The organism is Fluviibacter sp. (genome assembly GCF_057744235.1).
This window is the reverse complement of the sequence record NZ_JBIJFP010000013.1, coordinates 1-19,976: the sequence shown is the minus strand read 5'-3', so window position 1 is coordinate 19,976 and position 19,976 is coordinate 1. Positions and strand designations below refer to the sequence as shown.

24 protein-coding genes and 1 tRNA gene are annotated in these 19,976 nt (G+C 56.8%); 19 read left to right on the top strand and 6 right to left on the bottom strand.

The features are described from left to right. The first annotated feature begins 19 nt into the window (after positions 1-19). The 13 genes from infC (at position 20) to rpoS (ending at position 9,889) form a co-directional block, all read left to right on the top strand. A complete protein-coding gene (gene infC, locus AC3GOJ_RS07485) occupies positions 20-595 on the top strand; it encodes a translation initiation factor IF-3 (RefSeq protein ID WP_488236868.1) in 576 nt (191 codons plus the stop codon). A 132-nt stretch (positions 596-727) separates the two neighbouring features. Next, positions 728-925, top strand: a complete 198-nt coding sequence (gene rpmI, locus AC3GOJ_RS07480; protein WP_284446497.1) for a 50S ribosomal protein L35 — start codon at positions 728-730, stop codon at positions 923-925. Positions 926-937: 12 nt separating this feature from the next. Continuing rightward, on the top strand, positions 938-1,297 hold the full coding sequence (gene rplT, locus AC3GOJ_RS07475; protein ID WP_448359993.1) for a 50S ribosomal protein L20: 360 nt from the start codon (positions 938-940) through the stop codon (positions 1,295-1,297). Between the two features lie 122 nt (positions 1,298-1,419). After that, positions 1,420-2,487: a phenylalanine--tRNA ligase subunit alpha gene (pheS, locus tag AC3GOJ_RS07470; RefSeq protein ID WP_488236841.1), complete on the top strand. Its 1,068-nt coding sequence runs from the start codon at positions 1,420-1,422 to the stop codon at positions 2,485-2,487. 58 nt (positions 2,488-2,545) lie between these two features. Further along, positions 2,546-4,939, top strand: a complete 2,394-nt coding sequence (gene pheT, locus AC3GOJ_RS07465; RefSeq protein ID WP_488236840.1) for a phenylalanine--tRNA ligase subunit beta — start codon at positions 2,546-2,548, stop codon at positions 4,937-4,939. 83 nt (positions 4,940-5,022) lie between these two features. Next, positions 5,023-5,331, top strand: a complete 309-nt coding sequence (locus AC3GOJ_RS07460; RefSeq protein ID WP_488236867.1) for an integration host factor subunit alpha — start codon at positions 5,023-5,025, stop codon at positions 5,329-5,331. 24 nt (positions 5,332-5,355) lie between these two features. Continuing rightward, entirely contained in the window at positions 5,356-5,784 is a 429-nt protein-coding gene (locus tag AC3GOJ_RS07455; protein WP_488236839.1) for a MerR family transcriptional regulator, read from the top strand. Between the two features lie 60 nt (positions 5,785-5,844). Beyond that, a tRNA-Pro gene (locus AC3GOJ_RS07450) sits at positions 5,845-5,921 on the top strand. A 221-nt stretch (positions 5,922-6,142) separates the two neighbouring features. Continuing rightward, positions 6,143-6,481 carry an H-NS histone family protein gene (locus tag AC3GOJ_RS07445; RefSeq protein ID WP_488236838.1) on the top strand — a complete coding sequence of 113 codons (339 nt, stop codon included), beginning with the start codon at positions 6,143-6,145 and terminating at the stop codon, positions 6,479-6,481. 110 nt (positions 6,482-6,591) lie between these two features. Beyond that, positions 6,592-7,332: a 5'/3'-nucleotidase SurE gene (gene surE, locus AC3GOJ_RS07440; RefSeq protein ID WP_488236837.1), complete on the top strand. Its 741-nt coding sequence runs from the start codon at positions 6,592-6,594 to the stop codon at positions 7,330-7,332. A gap of 3 nt (positions 7,333-7,335) precedes the next feature. Next, complete coding sequence (locus AC3GOJ_RS07435; RefSeq protein ID WP_488236836.1) at positions 7,336-8,007, top strand: protein-L-isoaspartate(D-aspartate) O-methyltransferase; 672 nt, start codon at positions 7,336-7,338, stop codon at positions 8,005-8,007. Then, positions 8,004-8,849, top strand: coding sequence for a peptidoglycan DD-metalloendopeptidase family protein (locus AC3GOJ_RS07430; protein WP_488236835.1), 846 nt, complete (start codon positions 8,004-8,006; stop codon positions 8,847-8,849). The genes AC3GOJ_RS07435 and AC3GOJ_RS07430 overlap by 4 nt, the downstream gene beginning before the upstream one ends. Positions 8,850-8,854: 5 nt before the next feature. After that, on the top strand, positions 8,855-9,889 hold the full coding sequence (gene rpoS, locus AC3GOJ_RS07425) for an RNA polymerase sigma factor RpoS (RefSeq protein ID WP_488236834.1): 1,035 nt from the start codon (positions 8,855-8,857) through the stop codon (positions 9,887-9,889). On the opposite strand, the gene mltB is transcribed toward rpoS, so the two are convergent. Then, positions 9,881-11,005 carry a lytic murein transglycosylase B gene (gene mltB / locus AC3GOJ_RS07420; RefSeq protein ID WP_488236833.1) on the bottom strand — a complete coding sequence of 375 codons (1,125 nt, stop codon included), beginning with the start codon at positions 11,003-11,005 and terminating at the stop codon, positions 9,881-9,883. The two genes, rpoS and mltB, sit on opposite strands and share 9 nt — an antisense overlap. Before the next feature lie 144 nt (positions 11,006-11,149). On the opposite strand from mltB, the gene AC3GOJ_RS07415 reads away from it, so the two are divergent. The 4 genes from AC3GOJ_RS07415 (at position 11,150) to AC3GOJ_RS07400 (ending at position 15,034) form a co-directional block, all read left to right on the top strand. Beyond that, a complete protein-coding gene (locus AC3GOJ_RS07415) occupies positions 11,150-12,073 on the top strand; it encodes a histone deacetylase family protein (RefSeq protein ID WP_488236832.1) in 924 nt (307 codons plus the stop codon). 114 nt (positions 12,074-12,187) lie between these two features. Continuing rightward, positions 12,188-13,060, top strand: coding sequence for a 4-hydroxy-tetrahydrodipicolinate synthase (gene dapA, locus AC3GOJ_RS07410; protein WP_488236831.1), 873 nt, complete (start codon positions 12,188-12,190; stop codon positions 13,058-13,060). A 4-nt stretch (positions 13,061-13,064) separates the two neighbouring features. Further along, positions 13,065-14,243, top strand: coding sequence for an NlpB/DapX family lipoprotein (gene bamC / locus AC3GOJ_RS07405; RefSeq protein ID WP_488236830.1), 1,179 nt, complete (start codon positions 13,065-13,067; stop codon positions 14,241-14,243). Beyond that, a complete protein-coding gene (locus AC3GOJ_RS07400) occupies positions 14,240-15,034 on the top strand; it encodes an MBL fold metallo-hydrolase (protein WP_488236829.1) in 795 nt (264 codons plus the stop codon). Before bamC ends, AC3GOJ_RS07400 begins: the two co-directional genes overlap by 4 nt. A 63-nt stretch (positions 15,035-15,097) precedes the next feature. Here the strand turns inward: AC3GOJ_RS07400 and AC3GOJ_RS07395 are convergent, their stop codons facing one another. Next, positions 15,098-15,295, bottom strand: a complete 198-nt coding sequence (locus AC3GOJ_RS07395) for a hypothetical protein (protein WP_488236828.1) — start codon at positions 15,293-15,295, stop codon at positions 15,098-15,100. A 217-nt stretch (positions 15,296-15,512) separates the two neighbouring features. Here AC3GOJ_RS07395 and rlmD point away from each other — a divergent pair, with 217 nt between their 5' ends. Next, positions 15,513-16,850, top strand: a complete 1,338-nt coding sequence (rlmD, locus tag AC3GOJ_RS07390) for a 23S rRNA (uracil(1939)-C(5))-methyltransferase RlmD (protein WP_488236827.1) — start codon at positions 15,513-15,515, stop codon at positions 16,848-16,850. An 86-nt stretch (positions 16,851-16,936) separates the two neighbouring features. On the opposite strand, the gene AC3GOJ_RS07385 is transcribed toward rlmD, so the two are convergent. The 4 genes from AC3GOJ_RS07385 to AC3GOJ_RS07370 all read right to left on the bottom strand — a co-directional run bounded on the left by AC3GOJ_RS07385 (position 16,937) and on the right by AC3GOJ_RS07370 (position 19,404). Next, complete coding sequence (locus AC3GOJ_RS07385; protein ID WP_488236826.1) at positions 16,937-17,227, bottom strand: hypothetical protein; 291 nt, start codon at positions 17,225-17,227, stop codon at positions 16,937-16,939. A gap of 173 nt (positions 17,228-17,400) precedes the next feature. Then, positions 17,401-18,096 carry a Bax inhibitor-1/YccA family protein gene (locus tag AC3GOJ_RS07380; RefSeq protein ID WP_488236825.1) on the bottom strand — a complete coding sequence of 232 codons (696 nt, stop codon included), beginning with the start codon at positions 18,094-18,096 and terminating at the stop codon, positions 17,401-17,403. Between the two features lie 79 nt (positions 18,097-18,175). Next, positions 18,176-18,910: a UDP-2,3-diacylglucosamine diphosphatase gene (locus tag AC3GOJ_RS07375; protein ID WP_488236824.1), complete on the bottom strand. Its 735-nt coding sequence runs from the start codon at positions 18,908-18,910 to the stop codon at positions 18,176-18,178. Then, the gene (locus tag AC3GOJ_RS07370; protein ID WP_488236823.1) at positions 18,907-19,404 is read right to left on the bottom strand and encodes a peptidylprolyl isomerase; all 498 of its coding nucleotides are present in this window, start codon (positions 19,402-19,404) and stop codon (positions 18,907-18,909) included. The genes AC3GOJ_RS07375 and AC3GOJ_RS07370 overlap by 4 nt, the downstream gene beginning before the upstream one ends. Positions 19,405-19,533: 129 nt before the next feature. Here AC3GOJ_RS07370 and AC3GOJ_RS07365 point away from each other — a divergent pair. After that, positions 19,534-19,976 (top strand): class I tRNA ligase family protein (locus AC3GOJ_RS07365; protein ID WP_488236822.1); only part of this gene is annotated, 443 nt, incomplete at its 3' end.

Sequence of the window (19,976 nt, the reverse complement as noted above, 5' to 3'; positions counted from 1 at the left end):
GAATTAAGGAGTATCGGTCATAGCTCTTCCGAAGTCGAACCGCCTCAATGAGGAAATCACAACCCCGCAGGTACGCCTGCTCGGGCCCGAAGGCGAACAGCTCGGCGTGGTTTCCATTCGCGACGCGCTAGCGCAGGCTGAAGAAGCCGAACTGGATCTGGTTGAAATCGCACCGACGGCTTCGCCGCCGGTCTGCCGAATCATGGATTACGGCAAGTTCAAGTATCAGGAAGCCAAGCGCCAGCATGAAGCCAAGCTGAAGCAGAAGCAGGTTCAGGTTAAGGAAATCAAGCTGCGGCCGGGCACGGACGAAAACGACTACCAGATCAAGATGCGCAATATGCTGCGCTTCCTGGGTGAAGGCGACAAGGTCAAAGTAACGTTGCGCTTCCGGGGTCGTGAGTTATCGCATCAGGAATTCGGGATGCGCCAGCTGGAACGTGTGAAAGCAGATCTTGAGAACATCGGTTTAGTTGAGCAGATGCCCAAGATGGAAGGTCGCCAGATGGTGATGGTCATTGCCCCGGTCAAGAAGACCCCGGCAGGCGCTAAACCGAAGGCGAAAGACGAACAGATCGAAACGGCAGCTGCCTAAGTTTCTTAAGCAGTTGCGGTTTCAGCAGGATTGACCGGGTTGTGTAAGCAGCCAGGTCATTACAAGTGGCATCGGGTTAACAAGAGGTTCCGTCGGAGCCCACCTGATGACATGACATAAAGGAGCATATACATGCCCAAGATGAAGACGAAGAGCGGCGCAGCAAAGCGTTTCCGCGTTCGTGGCAGCGGCAGCATCAAGCGCGGCCACGCATTCAAGCGCCACATCCTGACCAAGAAGACGACCAAGTCGAAGCGCCAACTGCGCGGTCCGGAAACCGTTAACGCCTCGGACGTCGCATCGGTCCGAGCCATGCTGCCCTACGCATAAGGAGAATAGACTATGCCTCGCGTTAAACGTGGTGTAACGGCGCGCGCTCGCCACCAGAAAGTTTTGAAGCTGGCCAAGGGTTACCGTGGCCGTCGTAAGAACGTCTACCGTATTGCCAAGCAGGCGGTGATGAAGGCCGGTCAGTACCAGTACCGTGACCGTCGTCAGCGCAAGCGTCAGTTCCGTACCCTGTGGATCGCTCGTATCAACGCAGCGTCGCGTGAACTGGGTCTGACCTACAGCCGTTTCATGAATGGTCTGAAGAAGGCCTCGATCGAAGTTGATCGTAAGGTTCTGGCTGACCTGGCTGTGTTCGACAAGCCGGCATTTGCCCAACTGGCCAACCAGGCCAAGGCAAGCCTCGGCCTGTAATCGCCAAGCGATCCGAAAAAGGAGGCGTTGCGCCTCCTTTTTTTTCGGATTATCCGTAAAGATTGTCTAAGCCTTTTGGCCTGTCTTTACCGATGTTCTGAACGTTTTTTCCAGAGGTCTTTATGTCATCGTCGACAGCTCCATTTTCTCCCGAAGCCCTTCTGGCTGAACTGGCCGAAGCCCTGGCGGCCGCTCGCGATGGCGATGCGCTGGAAGTGACCAAAGCGCGTTACTTAGGTAAGAGCGGTGTTGTGACCGAAGCACTGAAGGGCCTGGTCAATCTGCCGGTGGAAGAACGCAAGGAAGCCGGCGGCCGCATCAATAAAATCAAGGTCCAGGTCGAAGCCGCCATCAATGCGCGACGCGAGGCGCTGAAAGAGGCGCAGTTGGCCGCCCGTCTGGCAGAAGAGGCGCTGGATGTCACCCTGCCCGGTCGTGGCATGGATCGTGGCAGTCTGCATCCGGTGACGCGCAGCCTGCAACGTATCGAAGGGTTGTTTGCCTCGATGGGCTTTTCGGTGGCCGAAGGCCCGGAAATCGAGACCGACTACTTCAACTTCACCGCGCTCAACACCCCGGACGATCACCCTGCACGCTCGATGCATGACACCTTCTATCTGAAGGATACGCAGGGTCAGGTACAAGAGGACGTGCTGTTGCGTACCCATACCAGTCCCATCCAGGCGCGTTATATGCAGCAGCATGTGCAAGCACACGGCGGTAAGGAAGGCATGCCCGAGATTCGCATCATTGCGCCGGGTCGTGTCTACCGTGTGGATTCTGATGCCACCCATTCGCCAATGTTCCACCAGGTCGAAGGGCTGTGGGTGGGGGAGCATGTCACCTTTGCCGGCCTCAAGGGTGTGATGATCGATTTCCTGCATCAGTTCTTTGAAACCGAAGCCCTCGAAGTCCGTTTCCGCCCCTCGTTCTTCCCGTTTACCGAACCTTCGGCCGAAATCGATGTGGCTTTCGGAGAAGGGCCGCTCAAAGGTCGCTGGCTGGAAGTCGCCGGTTGCGGCATGGTGCACCCGAACGTGCTGGCCGAAGCCGGTATCGATCCGGAGCGTTATGTCGGCTTTGCCTTCGGTATGGGGCCAGACCGCCTGACCATGCTGCGCTATGGCATTAATGACCTGCGCCTGTTCTTTGAAGGCGACGTGCGTTTCCTCAGCCAGTTTGCCGCCTGATTCTGATCCAGCTGCCCCTATTGAATAAGACACCCGAGCCTCTCGAAAGACGTCGATCATGAAATTTTCCGAATCCTGGTTGCGCCAGTTTGTTAATCCGGAACTCTCCTCGGAAGCACTGGCCGAACTTCTCACCATGGCCGGCCTGGAAGTGGAAGAACGCGGCCCTGTCGCCCCCCCGTTTAACCATGTGGTCGTTGGCCATGTGCTATCGGTCACCAAGCATCCGGATGCTGATCGTCTAAATGTCTGTGAAGTCGATGCCGGTGAGGGCACGCCGCGTCAGATTGTCTGTGGCGCCAGCAACGTGGCAGCCGGCCTCAAGGTGCCGTGTGCGCTGCCGGGTGCCGTGTTGCCGGGTGACTTCAAGATCAAGGAAGCCAAGGTCCGTGGCGTGCCTTCGGCGGGTATGCTTTGTGCCGCCGTTGAACTGGGCATGGCCAAGGAAAGCGATGGCCTGCTGATTTTGGATGCCGATGCCCAGGCAGGTACACCGCTGCGTGATTTGCTCGGTCTCGATGACATCTGTCTGGAACTGAAGCTCACACCGAACCGTCCGGATTGTCTGGGCCTGCTCGGCCTGGCCCGTGAAGTCTCGGCCCTGACCAATACGCCGTTCACGGCGCCAGCCGTGAATGCTGTGGCACCCACGCACCAGCAAACGCTGCCGGTCAGTGTTGACGCAGCGGATCTCTGTGGTCGTTTTACTGGTCGCATCATCAAGGGTGTGAATGCCCGGGCAAAAACGCCGGTCTGGATGACGCGTTGTCTGGAGCGTTCCGGCTTGCGTTCGATCAGTGCGCTGGTCGATATCTCCAATTACGTCATGCTGGAACTCAATCGCCCGAATCACGTGTTCGATCTGAACAGCGTGCAGGGTGGTCTGACGGTACGTTGGGCCAAGTCGGAAGAGCCTCTCACGCTGCTGGGGGGCAACGAAATCACGCTGGATCAGCGCTATGGCGTGATCGCCGATGCCAACGGCGCCATCAGCCTGGCCGGCATCATGGGGGGTGAGCGCACGGCCTGTACCGACAATACGACCGATGTCTTTGTCGAGGCAGCCTACTGGTTGCCGTCGGCCATTCAGGGTCGCAGCCGCTGGCTGACACTGAGCACCGATGCAGGCCACCGCTTTGAACGTGGCGTGGATTTTGCCGATACCGTCAACGGTGTGGAACGTATTACCCAGCTGATTCTGGAAATCTGTGGTGGTGAGCCTGGCCCGGTTGTGGATCAGGTGACCGCGCTGCCCGAGCGTCAGCCTGTGAAAGCGCGCTTTGCCCGCATCCGCAAGGTGCTGGGCATTGACCCATCCGATAGTGACATTAAAGCCATCTTCGAGCGTCTGGGCTTCCAGCCTACGCTGGCTGATGATGGCGTGATCATCACGCCGCCGAGTTGGCGTCATGACCTGACCATTGAAGAAGATCTGATCGAAGAAGTGGCCCGTGTGATCGGTTACGACCATATTCCGGCCAAGCCGCCGGTGGGGCCGATGAACATGCTGGGCCAGACAGAAGTCATCCGCCCGCTCAACGCTTTGCGCACCACCCTAGTGGAGCGAGGCTATCAGGAAGTCATCAATCTGGCCTTTACTCCGTCTGCCTGGGAAACGGATTTTGCGGCCAATGAAACCCCGGTAGCACTGGCCAATCCGATTGCCAGCCACCTCTCGGTGATGCGTTCGACCATGATCGGTGGCCTGATCAATACCTTGATCCATAACCAGCGTCGTCGTCAGTCACGCCTGCGCCTGTTTGAAAGCGGCCGCGTCTTCGAGCGGCAGACGGAAACCACGGTAAACGGCCAGGTCGATGGCTATCGCCAAACCCTGCGTCTGGCTGGCCTGGCCTGGGGTGGGGTGGCACCGGAGCAGTGGGCGACGCCGACCCGTGCTGTTGATTTTTTCGATGTCAAAGCCGATGTCGAGACACTGAGCCCCTTGCAGCCCCTGCGTTTTGAGGCGGCCGTGCATCCGGCGTTCCATCCGGGCCGTTCGGCCCGCATCGTGCGAGTGGGCAAAAACGGTGGTCAAGCCGTGGGTTGGCTGGGCGAACTGCACCCGCGCTGGGTACAGAAATACGAGCTCGAAACAGCCCCAGTGTTGTTCGAACTGGATATCGATGGCTTGACGCCGGCACGGTTGCCGGTGTATGACCCCGTATCGGCATTCCAAGCTGTTGTTCGCGATCTGGCGGTACTGGTCGATGCCAACACCCCGGTGCAAAACCTGGTCGACAAACTCTGGGCCAATGCACCGGATGTCCTGCGTTCGATCAACCTCTTTGACCAGTATCAAGGCAAAGGTGTGCCGGAAGGCTCAAAAAGCCTTGCCTTCCGCTTTACCTTGCAGGATACTCAGACAACCCTTGAAGATCAAAAGGTTGAGGCTGTTATGGCGCACCTGCTGGGTCAGTTAACCCAGGCCGGTGCGACTCTGCGCAGCTAAATCCGCTAAAATCGTTTTTGATAGGTGGTCGTGTCGGCCAACGACTGAAGATCACCTGTCCCTTGTTTTTTCGAAAGTACGGCATCATGACCACACTCACCAAGGCAGAAGTTTCCGACATCCTCTTCGAGAATCTCGGCCTGAACAAGCGCGAATCCAAAGATATGGTCGAGGCATTTTTTGCCGAGATTTCCGATACTCTGAGCGCGGGCCAGTGGGTCAAGCTTTCCGGCTTTGGTAACTTCCAACTGCGTGACAAACCGCAACGTCCGGGGCGTAACCCCAAAACCGGTGAAGAGATTCCGATCTCGGCGCGCCGAGTCGTCACTTTTCATCCGAGCCAGAAGCTCAAGGATGAAGTGGAGCGTATCCAGAAAACCGGTCGTCACTGATTCTGAACATCAGGTTAATTTGTCATGACGGATCTGTTCAGCCAATCTTTTGCCGCGAGTGAACCGGCACCAGTCGCCAGCACGGCTGCGTTGCCACCGATTCCCGCCAAGCGTTACTTCACCATTGGTGAGGTCAGCGATCTTTGCGGTGTTAAGGCCCACGTGCTGCGCTACTGGGAACAGGAGTTCACACAACTCAAACCGCTTAAGCGCCGGGGTAATCGCCGTTATTACCAGCATCATGAAGTTTTGCTGGTGCGTCGTATCCGCGAACTGCTTTACGAGCAGGGTTATACGATTCATGGTGCGCGTAATCAATTGAGCCACCCCTCAAGTATGTCATCTTCGCTGTCCACGTCGAATCATGAGCTGTCAGCCGTCGCAGAGCCCCGCCTGGTGAGCGGTGATTTGGCAAAGCACCTCCGCGAAGTGATTGAATTGCTGCGCTATTGAGGATTCGTTGCCGTTTTCCATTGAGTGAACGGCGGTATTAGCATAGAATAGCGGCTTAGTCGGGGCGTAGCGCAGCCTGGTAGCGCACTTGCATGGGGTGCAAGGGGTCGCGAGTTCGAATCCCGCCGCCCCGACCATTAGTTTCAGGAAAAAGCCAACCGATGGGTTGGCTTTTTCTTTTGTTAAATGAGCAGCTGGTAGTCCTCTATCTGGTTTATTAAAAACATTGTTTTTAATCAAAGTTAACGGTTAATTTAATTCAAAGACTTGTTTTTTTGAAAACCGGGTATTAGAATTTAAATGTGCTCTTAATAAGAGCTAAAAATTTAAATACCACACAGCTATTACGGAGAAATATATGGATCTCTCGTCACTGAATCTTGATCAATTAAAAGATCTTCTGAAAAAAATTCCGGCCGAAATCAAGCGTCGTACCGAAGAAGCCAGCAGCGCTGCCCGTGAAGCAGCGATCGAAAAACTGAAAGCGATTGCCCGTGAACACGGCTATTCGCTGGAAGAGCTGGCGGGCGCCAAGAAAACCCGTAAGGCCTCTTCAGGTGTTCGCAAGCCGGTTGCCCCGAAATACGCCAATCCGTCGAACCCGTCGGAAACTTGGACCGGCCGTGGCCGTAAGCCTCTGTGGGTGCAGGCTGCCCTGAATCAGGGACGTTCGCTGGAAAGCCTGCTGATTCGCTAAGTCGCTTGAAGATTCAAAAGATAGGGAGCCCGCGGGCTCCTTTTCTTTTGGCGGGATGCTGTCGGATCAGGGGTGCTTTGCGGTATCCTTGGAGCCCATACGAGGACGCCATGAATATTCTTTTGTCGAACGATGACGGTTATTTTGCAACAGGCCTGCAGGTGCTGCATGCCTCGTTAGCGTCGCTCGGCAATATGGATGTCGTTGCGCCGGAGCGAGATCGGAGTGGGGCAAGCAATTCCCTGACACTGGATAGACCGCTCACCTTGCGTACGGCACCCAACGGATTCAAATTTGTGAATGGGACGCCCACCGACTGTGTGCATCTGGCCGTGACCGGATTGATTGAGCCATTGCCTAGTCTGATTGTGTCGGGCATCAATCATGGTGCCAATATGGGCGACGATACGGTGTATTCCGGTACAGTCGCGGCGGCAACCGAAGGCTACCTGCTAGGCGTGCCCGCTATTGCCATGTCGCTGGTCGGCAAAGAAAGCCGCCATTTCGAAACTGCTGGGCAGGTGGCGCGTATTCTCTGCGAGCGCCTGCTGGCTCGCCCGTTCGGCCAGCCCATATTGCTCAACGTGAATGTGCCTGATCTGCCTTTTGATCAACTGGCCGGCATGGTAGTGACCCGGCTGGGCAAGCGGCACAAGGCAGAACCCGTGATTCGCGCGACCAATCCCCGCGGTGAAACCGTCTATTGGGTAGGGCCTGCCGGTGGTGCACAGGATGCCGGCCCCGGGACGGATTTCCATGCGGTGGCTGCCGGTTATGTTTCGATTACGCCCTTACGTCTGGATCTGACCCATACCGGGCAGCTGGATGCCGTACGTGACTGGCTGGCCTGAACGATGAGTCGGGCACCACTTGGTCAGGGGATGACCTCGGCGCGAACACGCGCCCGTATGGTCGAGCGCCTGCAGCAGCAGGGCATTGCTGATAAAGGTGTCCTTGGTGCCATTAACAAAGTTGAACGCCATCTTTTTGTCGATGAGGCGTTTGCCCATCGGGCTTACGAAGATACGGCGTTGCCATTGGGGTTGGGGCAGACCATCTCGCAGCCGTTTATTGTGGCGCGGATGATCGAATGTCTGCGCGCGGGTGATCGACCACTGGGTAAAACGCTGGAGATCGGTACCGGTTGTGGTTATCAGGCGGCGGTATTGGCTGGCTTGACCAAAGAGGTGTATTCCGTCGAGCGGCTGGCGGGGTTGATTGATCGTGCCAAGGTCAACCTGCGAACCATCAAGTGCTTCAATGTCCGTTTGAAACATGGCGATGGTTATCTGGGTATTCCCGAAGCGGCACCGTTTGATTCCATCATTCTGGCCGCGGCTGCCCCGAAAGTGCCGGATGCCCTCTTACAGCAAATGACGGTTGGTGGCAGAATGGTTCTGCCGTATGGTGCCAGTTCGGAGGCCGCCATACAGCGCATGTTGGTTATTGAACGGACAGAGACAGGCTGGAACGAGCAGTTGATGGAGCCAGTGAAATTTGTGCCGATGTTACCGGGTGTGGAATGACGCAGTCTCAAAAAACGATCTGGGTGGGTAGTGTGCTGCTGATAGCCATGCTGGCTGGCTGTAGCTCACTGTCGCGCGCCCCCGTGGATGATGGCAGTAAAGTCGCAGCAACGGCGTCGCCGTATCCGCCGTTGCCCAAAGACTGTACGCAGACCTGGACCGTTCGCAAGGGCGATACCCTGATTGGTATTGCGCTTGATGCCGGCGCAGATTATCGCGAGATCGCGGCCATGAATCAGCTGTCGAATCCGAATATCATTCAGCTAGATCGGACGCTGTGCGTGCGTCGTTCGGCCGGCAAGCCGGGCAAGAAGGCGCCGGCCGCCACATCGACGGCCAAGACCGACCCGATGGATAAAGACAAGGGCGCCACAGTAACCAAGTCGTCAGCAACACCGCCTGCGGCCGCCAAGAAGCCGGTCGATGACATGCCTTCAACTTCGGCGGCGACTGCTGCAGCAATGGCCGACGGCGTCAAGTTTGCCTGGCCGGCCAAGGGTAAAGTGATTGCCGGATTCAATGATGCCTCGAACAAAGGCATTAATATCGCCGGCAAGATGGGCGAGCCAGTCGACGCGGCGGCGGAAGGCAAAGTGGTTTATGCCGGTTCCGGTTTGCGGGGTTACGGTAACCTCGTGATCATCAAGCACGAAAACAACTATCTCACCGCCTACGCCCATAACAGCAAGATCCTCGTCAAGGAAGGCGAGATGGTGAAGCGTGGCCAGCGCATTGCCGACATGGGCGACAGTGATGCGGATACGGTGATGTTGCATTTCGAAGTGCGTCGACAGGGTAAGCCGGTCGACCCCATGAAGTTCCTCAATCAGCGGAGTTCATAGACATCATGCCGCGTCGACCGGATCGCCAGCAAGAGATAGCGGCTTCCGGTGGTGCGGCAGAGCATGATGACGACAGCATACGAGATGCCTCGTTAGCTGAGGATGCAGCCCCCTTGCTGGAGCCTCTCGATGAAGACCTGATGGTCGACGCCGGCAAGGTACAGCCGCCGGATTTTGGGCAAAGTGTGGCACGGCAACCTCCAGAGCGTGTTGCCGCCGATGTGACGCAGACTTACCTGAACGAAATCGGTGCGCGGCCATTATTAACGGCGGATGAAGAGCGCGAGGTTGCACGCCGTGTGCGGGCGGGTGACTTTGCTGCCCGTCAGGAGATGGTGGAGCGTAATCTGCGTCTGGTGGTCTCGATTGCACGTCACTACATGAACCGCGGATTGCCACTGCTGGATTTGATCGAAGAAGGTAATCTCGGCCTCATGCATGCACTGGATAAATTCGATCCAGAGCGGGGCTTCCGTTTCTCCACCTACGCCTCATGGTGGATTCGACAAAGCATCGAACGTGCCGTTTTGAATCAGGGGCGTCTGGTCCGTTTGCCGGTCCATTTGGTGCGGGACATTAATGCCGTACAACGACAGCGCCGTCAATTTGCGGTCGAGCACGCACGGGATCCCGGCATGGAAGAGCTGGCTAAACTCAGTGGCCGTTCCACCGATGACCTGAAGACACTTATGCAGCGGGGTGAACAGGTGTTGTCTCTGGATCAACCGCTGGAGGATGGCTCGGCGCATACGCTGGTCGATCTGGTGCCGGATACCCAGGGCGATGACCCGCATGAGACCTTTGCCAATTCCGAATCCGTCCGCTTGCTGATGGCCTGGGTGGATATGCTGCCTGAGCGTCAGCGTCAGGTTATTGAACGTCGCTACGGTTTACGCGGTGGTGAACCGGAGACGCTGGAAGCGATTGCCGCCGACCTGCAACTGACCCGCGAACGGGTGCGGCAGATTCAGTCCGAGGCGCTGGTCCGTTTGCAGGGGATTGTGCGGGGTCGGCGTCTGACGCCGGATTCGTTATTCTGATGTGGTGTTGCTGTTGTTGAGCGTCAGGCTTGGTGACTGCAGGCGTTCATGACGGGCTTCACGAATGGCCGCACCCAGCTCGATCACCGACATGGCATAGGCAGCGGATCGGTTGTAACGGGTAATCACGTAATAGTTCTGCAATCCCAGCCAGTAACGATCTGATTCATACGGGGTGCTGAGGGTTACCAGGGTGGCCAGTGTGCGATCAGGAAGCGGGCTCTGGAAGGCAAAGCCGGCATCGTGGAAGGCCTCGAGACGTATCCCCGGCTTGATATCAACTTTGGCAAATCCTTCAGGCAACGGCGATGGTGCTTGCGTCGGAATCACGGTAATCTCGCCGCTCACCCAGCCGTGAGATTTCAGAAAATTGCCGACACTGCCAATCGCGTCAATCGGGCTATGCCGCAGATCGATCCGGCCATCGCCATCGAAATCCACGCCCCAGCGTCGCTGGCTGCTCGGCATGAATTGTGGAATACCCATGGCACCGGCGAACGAGCCGCGGGTGCCGGCAATATCCAGCTGGTTCTCCCGAGCCAGGAGCAAATATTGCTCAAGTTCGGATTGAAAGAACTCCCGACGACGCTCGCCGTAGAAACCAATCGTCGCCAGGGCATTCAGAACGCTGAAGCTACCCATGTTGCGACCGTATTCCGTTTCGACGCCAATAATTGCCACGATAATTTCGGCCGGCACGCCAAACTGCTGTTCAGCCCGGGCAATGTCGCTGCTATAGGTGTTCCAGAACTGAATGCCGCGATCAATACGGCGTGGGTTCACAAAGCGGCTGCGGTAAGCCGCCCAATTGGGGGTCTGCTGTGTCGGTGCCGGTGCCATGATGCGGATCACACGGCTATCCGGGCGTTGGCTGTCAAACAGCTGGGTCAAGGCGGTGCCGTCAAAACCATGCTTTTCCTGCATCTCACGAATGAAGTCCTGCAGGGCAGGGTTGCCGGCCATCACCGGCGTGCGTGGCTCGGGCGCGGTTTTTTTGGGTTTGGCATCTGCTTGCCCGGAGATCAGCCCCAGCGTACAGAGGAGGGTAAGACAAAAGCGACGAGCCAAGGGTCGGCGCATCAAGGGCCGATGAATAAAAAAATTGAGCAGAGTCATGGTTGGCGAAAGTATGCTTGAACCTGTGCCGGAATGGGCAGATAATCAGAATAAATAATCATAGACCGTGTCAGCAATTGAACTCCGGCACGCATAACGGAAGGTTGCAGCATTGATGTGCTGTAAGGGGAGGGGTAGGGTTTCATGAGTACTGCATTTATTACACATACGGACTGCCTGAAGCATGATATGGGCGATCTGCATCCCGAAGCACCGGGGCGCCTGACCGCGATCCAGGATCACCTGATCGCCCAGGGTATCGACATGTACTTCACGCATTACGACGCACCGCTGGCGACTATCGAGCAGCTGATGCTGGTGCATCCGGCCTCACATATCAAGAAGATCAAGGACACGTCGCCTTCGTTCGGTATTGCCCATCTGGACCCAGATACGGCCATGAACCCGTATACCTGGCAGGCGGCGCTGCGCTCGGCCGGTGCCGGTATTCTGGGCGTGGATATGCTGATGGAGAAGAAAGCGGAAAACGTATTCTGCGCCATCCGGCCTCCCGGCCATCATTGCGAGCGTGAAACCCCGATGGGCTTCTGCTTCTTCAATAACATCGCTATTGCCGCCTACCATGCGCTGACCCACCACAAACTGGAGCGCGTGGCGATCATCGACTTTGACGTTCACCACGGTAACGGTACCGAAAATATCTGCGCCGGTGATGACCGTATTCTGATGTGCAGCATTTTCCAGCATCCGTTCTATCCGTACTCGGGCACCGACAAGCCGGCCGACAATATGGTCAATGTGCCGTTGCCGGGCGGTTCGGGGGGTGAAGAACTGCAAGCGGCCGTGCTCGAATCCTGGATACCGCGTCTGGAAGCCTTCAAACCGCAAATAATCTTTATTTCAGCCGGTTTTGATGCCCATTACGAAGACGATATGGGCGGGATGAAACTCTTCGAGAAGGATTATGCGTGGGTCACCACCCAGCTGCGTGATGTGGCCGTTCGCCATGCCAACGGCCGAATCGTCTCCATGCTTGAGGGCGGGTATGTCATGTCGGCGCTGGCCCGGAGTGTTACGGCCCACCTGCGGGCACTCGCCGAGATCTGAACTTCAGCTAGAATACGGGAGTTTTCCTGACGGTCGGAAACCCATCCGGTTTTTGACCGATAATAGGGCTTCTGCTTTTACGACCACGCTTTTGCCATTTAGGATGGTTCCCCGATGATCACCGGTTCGATTGTTGCCATTGTTACCCCCATGAACGCAGACGGTACGCTGGATCTTGAAGCGTTCCGTAATCTGGTGGATTTTCATATCCGTGAAAAAACGGATGCCATCGTTGTGGTCGGGACCACCGGCGAGTCACCCACGGTCGATGTGGATGAACACTGCCAGCTGATCGAAATCGCTGTCAAACATTCGGCGGGCCGTATCCCCATTATCGCGGGCACGGGGGCCAACTCGACCAAGGAAGCCATCTATCTGCATCAGCGCGCCAAGGATGCCGGTGCCGATGCTGGGCTGTCGGTTGTGCCTTACTACAACAAGCCGACGCAGGAAGGTCTGTATCAGCACTATCGCAGTATTGCCGAAGCCGTCGACCTGCCGGTTATTCTCTACAACGTGCCCGGTCGTACCGTGGCCGATATGAGCAATGACACCATTTTGCGTCTGGCCCAGGTGCCGGGCATCATTGGCGTCAAGGATGCCACCGGCAACATTGATCGTGCCTACGATCTCATCGAGCGGGCACCGAAAGGATTTGCCCTCTACTCCGGTGATGACATGACCTGTATGTCGACCATTCTCATGGGTTTCCACGGCAATATTTCGGTTACGGCCAATGTGGCACCGCGCGCCATGCACGATATGTGTGTTGCCGCAGCCGCCGGTAACGTGGAGGAAGCCCTACGTATTAACCGTCCGCTGCTTGGTCTGCATCGTCATCTGTTCTGTGAGGCCAACCCGATTCCCGTTAAATGGGCCGTGGCAGAAATGGGCCTCATGTCGCATGGCCTGCGTTTGCCCCTAACTTCCCTGGCGCCGGCGTTCCACGAGCGCGTTCGCGCTGCCATGAAACAGGCAGGGCTCTGATCCGATGAAGTTGCTGAAGCGTCGTTGTCTGCAGTCTGCTACCGTTGTGTTGGCAGGTTTGCTTGCCGGTTGTGCCTATCTGCCGGAGTCCAAGAAGATTGATTACGGCACGGCGGCGAAAGCGCCACCGCTGGATATCCCGCCGGATCTGACGCGTCCGAGTAACTCAGGCCAGTATGCCGCGCCCAATGTCGCGACAACAGGTGCCGCCGTGTTCTCGCAGATCAATGCCAAGAACAAAGTGGCTCAGAAGCAGAACACCAACGAAAGTGTGTTGCCAGATGGTGCTCGCGGTGTTGCCAAGATCGAACGCCAGGGGAACCACCGCTGGCTGGTTGTGACCGTCCCGGAAGACAAGGCCTGGAATGTGACCAAGGCCTTCTGGCAGGAAAACGGCTTTGTCATCAAGAAAGAAAACCCGCAAACCGGCGTGATGGAAACCGACTGGGCCGAAAATCGCGCCTCAGTGCCGGGTGGTGCCGTCCAGGGTTTCCTCGGCAAGGTATTGGGGACACTGTATTCCACGGCAGAGCGCGACATGTACCGCACGCGTCTGGAAAAAGGGCCTAAGCCTGGAACCACCGACATTTTCATCAGCCACCGCGGTATGGTGGAAGTGTACGTGACCGAAGGCAAGAGCGAGACACGCTGGCAGCCGCGTGACGCCGATCCGACCCTGGAAGCTGAAATGCTGCGTCGTCTGATGTTTAAGTTTGATGGGGTTGATGAAGTCGAAGCCAAGAAGTTGGCCAAGGAAATCGACGGCGGTGGCAAGTCGGTCTCGCTGGATAAGGCCCGTATGGGTACGGCACCGGATGGCGGTGCCATGCTGATCGTCGATGACAACTTTGATCGTAGCTGGCGTCGTATCGGCCTGGCGCTGGATCGGGTCGGTTTTACCGTGGAAGATCGTGAACGGGCCAGTGGCCTGTATTACGTCCGCTACGTCGATTCCGACGATAAGTCGGTGGTCGAGAAGGATGGCGGCGGCTTCTGGGCGAGCCTGGCCTTCTGGCGCAGCAAGGACGACAAGGTTCCTACCAAGGTGCAGTATCGCATCAGCGTCCGCGAGCAGCAGCTGGGTGGCCCGACCAACGTCATCGTGCTGGCGCCGGGTAATCAGGCCGATGTCTCGCCGATCGCCCGCCAGATTCTGGATCTGCTCCTCCAGCAGTTGCGGTGATTCGTTTTACCTCTCTCGGCAGTGGTAGCGAGGGGAATGCATTACTGATCGAGGCGGGCGGCCCAGGAGGGACCCGCCTGTTGATTGACTGTGGTTTGCCAGTTCGTCAGGCGCTTGCCCGTATCGAAGCCCGCGGTATTGACCCCAAAGGCTTGGATGCCATTCTGGTGACGCATGAGCATGGCGACCATATTGGCGGGGTGATGGGCGTGGCCCGTAAAACCGGTGCCACCGTCTGCCTGACCCGTGGCACCCATGCAGCATTGCATCACCGCTCCGCTGAAGCCTGCAACGGCGTTACATTACGACTGATTGATAGCCATCAGCCTTTCGAATTGGGCTGCGTGGAGATCTGTCCGTTTCCCGTGCCTCATGATGCCCGCGAGCCCGTGCAATTTGTCATTGCGTATGGCGAGATAAGACTGGGTGTGCTTACCGATCTCGGGATGCTGACACCGCATGTGGAGCGCTCGCTGATCGCCTGTGATGGCCTGGTGCTTGAATTCAATCATGACCCCGAACTGCTCGCCCAGTCGTCTTATCCCGAGAGTTTGAAGCAACGCATTGCGGGCCGGTATGGTCATCTGTGTAACCGCGATGCCGCCGGCTTTCTGGCTCGCATGTCGCTGGATCGAATGCAGCATGTGGTGGCCGCCCATTTGTCGCAATCCAACAACTCGCCGGATCATGTGCTGGCGGCCGTCAAAGAAGCACTGGGTGAAGTGCCGGGCTGGTTTTATCTGGCAACCCAGGCCGAGGGTTTTGACTGGTTGACACTGCAACCCTCATAAAAAAACCGGCCCTGAGGCCGGTTTTTCGTAACCGCCGAAGCGGTTCCAAGATCGCAAAAGCGATTACTTGGCTGCCGGTGCCGGAGCAGCAGCAGGAGCGGCGGCCGGGGCAGCAGCAGGAGCAGCGGCTTCAGCCGGCTTTTGTTCAGCAGCCGGAGCAGCGGCAGGAGCCGGGGCAGCCGGAGCAGCCGGGGCTTCTTTTTTGCCACAAGCGGTAACAGCCAGAGCCAGCAGAGCAGCAACGAGGAGCGATTGTTTCATTTTCTTCCCTTAGAAAAAGGTCGTTGAAGAATATTCTACCCGGAAGCCTCCGGCCAGAACATGACTACAAAAGCAGTCTGAGTAAATTATACACAGTTTGCCCTCTGGCAACAGCGGCCAAAAAACTCAAAAATCCTCGATGGTCATCAAGTACAATCAGCCTCCTCGGATGACCGATTGATGCCACTTTTCATGCGCGGGATGCGCCAGGTGACCTATGCCCGAAGGAATCATTGAATCGCTTGACCACGCGGGTCAGGGAATTGCCAGAGACGGCGGCAAAACCATCTTTGTTGAGGGCGCCTTGCCCGGCGAGCGGGTCACCTGGCTCAGCTACCGCCGTAAACCCAATTTCGAACAGGCTCGGGTGACCGAAGTGCATCGCGCTGCCTCGGCGCGGGTTCAACCGCGTTGTCCGCACTTCGGCGTGTGCGGTGGCTGCTCCTTGCAGCACGCCGACCCCACCCTGCAAATTGCTACTAAGCAGCGGGTGCTTGAAGACAATCTACAGCACCTGGGTAACGTCAAACCCGCATCGATCTACTCCCCGATTTCCGGCCCGGCCTGGCATTACCGGTTCCGTGCCCGCATGTCCGTGCGGCTGGTCCCAAAAAAAGGTGGTGTTCTGGTCGGTTTCCACGAGCGTCGCAGCAGCTATATTGCCGACATGACCTCGTGCAGCATCCTGCCCAAACATGTGTCGGATCTGCTCTTACCTCTGCGGGCGTTGTTTGAAGGCATGTCTGCCCCGGACCGTATGCCCCAGGTGGAAGTGGCCGTGGGCGAACATCCGTCGCAACCAGGCACCTTGGATACCGTCTTTGTGCTGCGTCATCTGGATCCGCTGACCGAGGGCGATCTGGCTCGACTGCGTCAGTTTGGCGAACAGCATGGTATTCGCTGGTTCCTGCAACCGGGTGGCCCGGCAACCGTGCAACCGCTCGTGACGGGTGATTCGCCGCTACTGGAATACCGCTTGCCCAACTATGGGCTGTCGCTCCAGTTTGCGCCAACCGAATTTACGCAGGTCAATCCGGCCATGAACCATGCGCTGGTCACCAAAGCCATGCGCCTGCTCGATGCTCAGCCCGGTGAACGGGTGGCTGATATGTTCTGCGGCCTCGGCAACTTTACGCTCCCCATTGCCCATAGCGGTGCCACGGTTGTCGGTGTTGAGGGTAGTGAGGCGTTGGTTAAGCGGGCCGCTGAAAATGCCGCACGCAACGGCATGTGCGACAACACCCGTTTCTTTGCCGCCAATCTGTTCCTAGATTGTCTGCCGGTGATGGCGCGTCTGGGGGTGCTGGATCGCATGCTCATCGACCCGCCACGCGAAGGCGCGCTGGAGCTGGTCAAGGCCCTACCGGATGCGGAGCAACCACGGGGTCAGGCACCGCATACCATTGTGTACGTCTCGTGTAATCCGGCCACGCTGGCGCGGGATGCCGGCGTGCTGGTCAATGTGAAGGGGTACGAGCTGCTAGGTGCCGGTATTGCCAATATGTTTCCGCATACGGCGCACGTGGAGTCGATTGCGGTATTCCGCCGCGCCTGAGGCTATTAAAAGTCTGTACCAAAGACAATGCCCGGCTTAGCGCCGGGCATTTTGACATTCAGACCTACGAGATCGTTGCTGCAGACTTAGGCGGCAACCTTCACGATCAGCTCAGCGTTATTCAGGTACGCCGTCGAGAAGATCTGACGAGCCAGTTTATATGCTGCGCCGTTTTTGGTTTTAAAGCGGGCGATTTCCTCGACAAACAGCTTGAGAGAATCGGCCAGGCACTTCTTCATGCTGGTTTGATCCAGCAGACCCAGGTCGTAATCGCAAACGGCGGAGTTACGAGCCAGGCCTTCGATTTCTTTAGACGTCATGTGCAGCGAGTGCTCCAGCTGGCGCACGACCAATTCTGTTGAAGCTTTCTTGCCCATTTGGTAAACCTCTGTATGGTTGTTCAGTCCAGATTTCAGACCGCGTAGGGCAAATAACGCAGTTGGGAGACGGCGCGTTGACAGATTCGTTGAAATATTTCTAAGGCATTGATCCATCAATAAAAAAGCGCCCCGCAGGGCGCTTTTTTTGGGGAGAAACCGGTCGCAAACGCTTAGTCGCGGTCATTACCCGTAAAGATCATCAGCAGGTTGAGCAGGCTGACGAACAAGTTGTAGATGTCCAAATACACCGCCAGCGTCGCTGTGATGTAATTGGTTTCGCCACCGTTGACGATGCGGCTCAGGTCATACAGCAAGTAACCGGTGAACAGCAAGGCACCGATGGCCGAGATGGCAATCGCCATGGCCGGGATGGCCAGAAAGATATTGGCCAGCGAGGCGATGATCAGCAGAATCAGGCCGGCAAACAGAAAGTTGCCCATGAAGCTGAAGTCACGCTTGCTGACGCTGGTGTACATAGCCAGCGAGAAGAAGATTGCTGCCGTGGCGCTACCGGCCATGGCGATCAGTGCGCCACCGTTGGTCATGCCCAGCGCTACGCTCAGAATCTGCGACAGCATCACCCCCATGAAGAAGGTAAAGCCCAGCAGCAGGATCACGCCAGTGCCGCTGTTGCTATTGCGCTGGATGCCGTACATAAAGGCAAAGGCAATGCCGAAGAAAAGCAGGGTACCCATGATCGGGCTACCGGCCATGAGCGACGGAAAGCCCGCCGCCATACCGGCGACCGCGCCCAGCACAGTGGGAATCAACGACAGCGCCAGCAGCCAGTAGGTATTACGTAGTACCTGGTTGCGGGCAACGTTAAGGGTGGCACCGCCATAAGACGGGGTCGAACGAATATCCATGATTCAGATTCCTTCAGGAAAACAGACACGTAGTGCCCATATAGTAGCTGAAAAGCAAAAATTCAAGATTAACAAACGATTAAATGGTCTGACGGATGAGGCGCGGGTTGTCTGCCGCATCATCCCAGGTCAGGTATTCGCCCTTTTCTGGATGCCAGTCGGCCAGCACCCAGCGCTCGACATGAATGCCATCCACAATGTGGTCGTGGGTAGCAGGCCGGTGGGTATGGCCGTGAATCATGGTGGCATAACCAAAGCGTCGCACCTCGTCTTCCACCGTGCCTAAATCAACATCGGTAATCCTGCCGGTTTGGGCATCGTAGCGGCGGCCTTTGCTGCGCCAGCGTATCCAGCTTGCAATGGCTCGACGCAGCCAATAGGGGAGGCGTAGAAACTTGGCCTGGTTCTCAGGAATGCGTACTTTGGCACGAAACTCCTGATATCTCACATCCCCTGTGCAGTAAAGGTCGCCATGTGACAGCACAAACTGCCAGGACGTCGTCGAGAGCACGTAAGGGTCTTCAAGAGGCACGATGCCCAGTTCTGCAAGGGCCTGATGACTCACCATAAAGTCCCGGTTGCCAGCCATGAAATACACCGCAACACCCGCCTGAACCGTATCCTTCAGTCCTTTGAACACCGGTTGATAGGCTTTGAGACCGAGGTCTTCATCGCCCACCCATGATTCAAAGATATCACCCAGCAAATAAACCGACTGAGCCTCCCGGCGGGCACGTTCCAGAAAACTTAGGAAGCGTGCCGTAATCGCCGGGGTGTCCGATGACAGATGCACATCGGACGCAAAAAAGATCATTTAACGGTAACCGACTGAATGACCACGTCTTCCTTCGGCACATCCTGGTGGAAGCCGCTGGTGCCGGTTTTCACGGCCTTGATCTTGTTGACCACATCCATACCATCGGTCACTTTGCCGAACACGGCGTAGCCCCAGCCCTGCGGCGATTCGCTCTTGAAGTTGAGGAAATCGTTATCCGACACGTTGATAAAGAACTGGGCGGTTGCCGAATGCGGGTCGTTGGTACGTGCCATGGCAATGGTGCCGGCCGTGTTCTTCAGGCCGTTGTTCGCTTCGTTTTTGATCTGGGCCTTGGTCGGCTTCTGCTTCATGCCCGGCTCGAAACCACCGCCCTGAATCATGAAGCCATTGATCACGCGATGGAAGATCGTGTTGTTGTAGAAACCGTCGTTCGCATAGTTCAGGAAGTTTTCTACGGTTTTTGGTGCGTGTTCACTGTCGAGTTCCAGAGTGATCGGGCCGTAGTTGGTGTTCAGAATCACGGTTTGCATGAAAGGCGTCTCCTAGGGATCGGTGAGGTTTGAGGCACGAGGCTATCAACGACGATATCAAGACTCGTGCTATATTCAAAGACGCATTTTATCTGCATTTCCACTGCTTTTCTGACTCTGCGCACCGACATGCTCTCGATCTATAACACCCTGGCCCGTGAAAAAACCCCGTTGCAACCGATTCATCCGGGGCAGGTACGCATGTACGTCTGCGGCATGACGGTTTATGACTTCTGCCACCTGGGCCATGCCCGGGTCATGGTGGTCTTCGACATGGTCTACCGCTGGTTGATGGCGCAGGGCTATCAGGTCGACTACGTGCGCAATATTACCGATATCGATGACAAGATCATTAACCGCGCCAATGAGCGGGGCGAGACCATTCAGCAACTGACGGATCGCTACATTGCTGCCATGCATGAAGATAGCGATGCTCTGAGCGTGCTGCGCCCGACCAAAGAGCCGCGTGCCACCGAATACGTGCAGGAAATGCTGGATCTGATCGGTACCCTGGAGAACAAGGGTCTGGCCTATCAGGGCGGTGATGGCGATGTGAATTTCGCCGTGCGAAA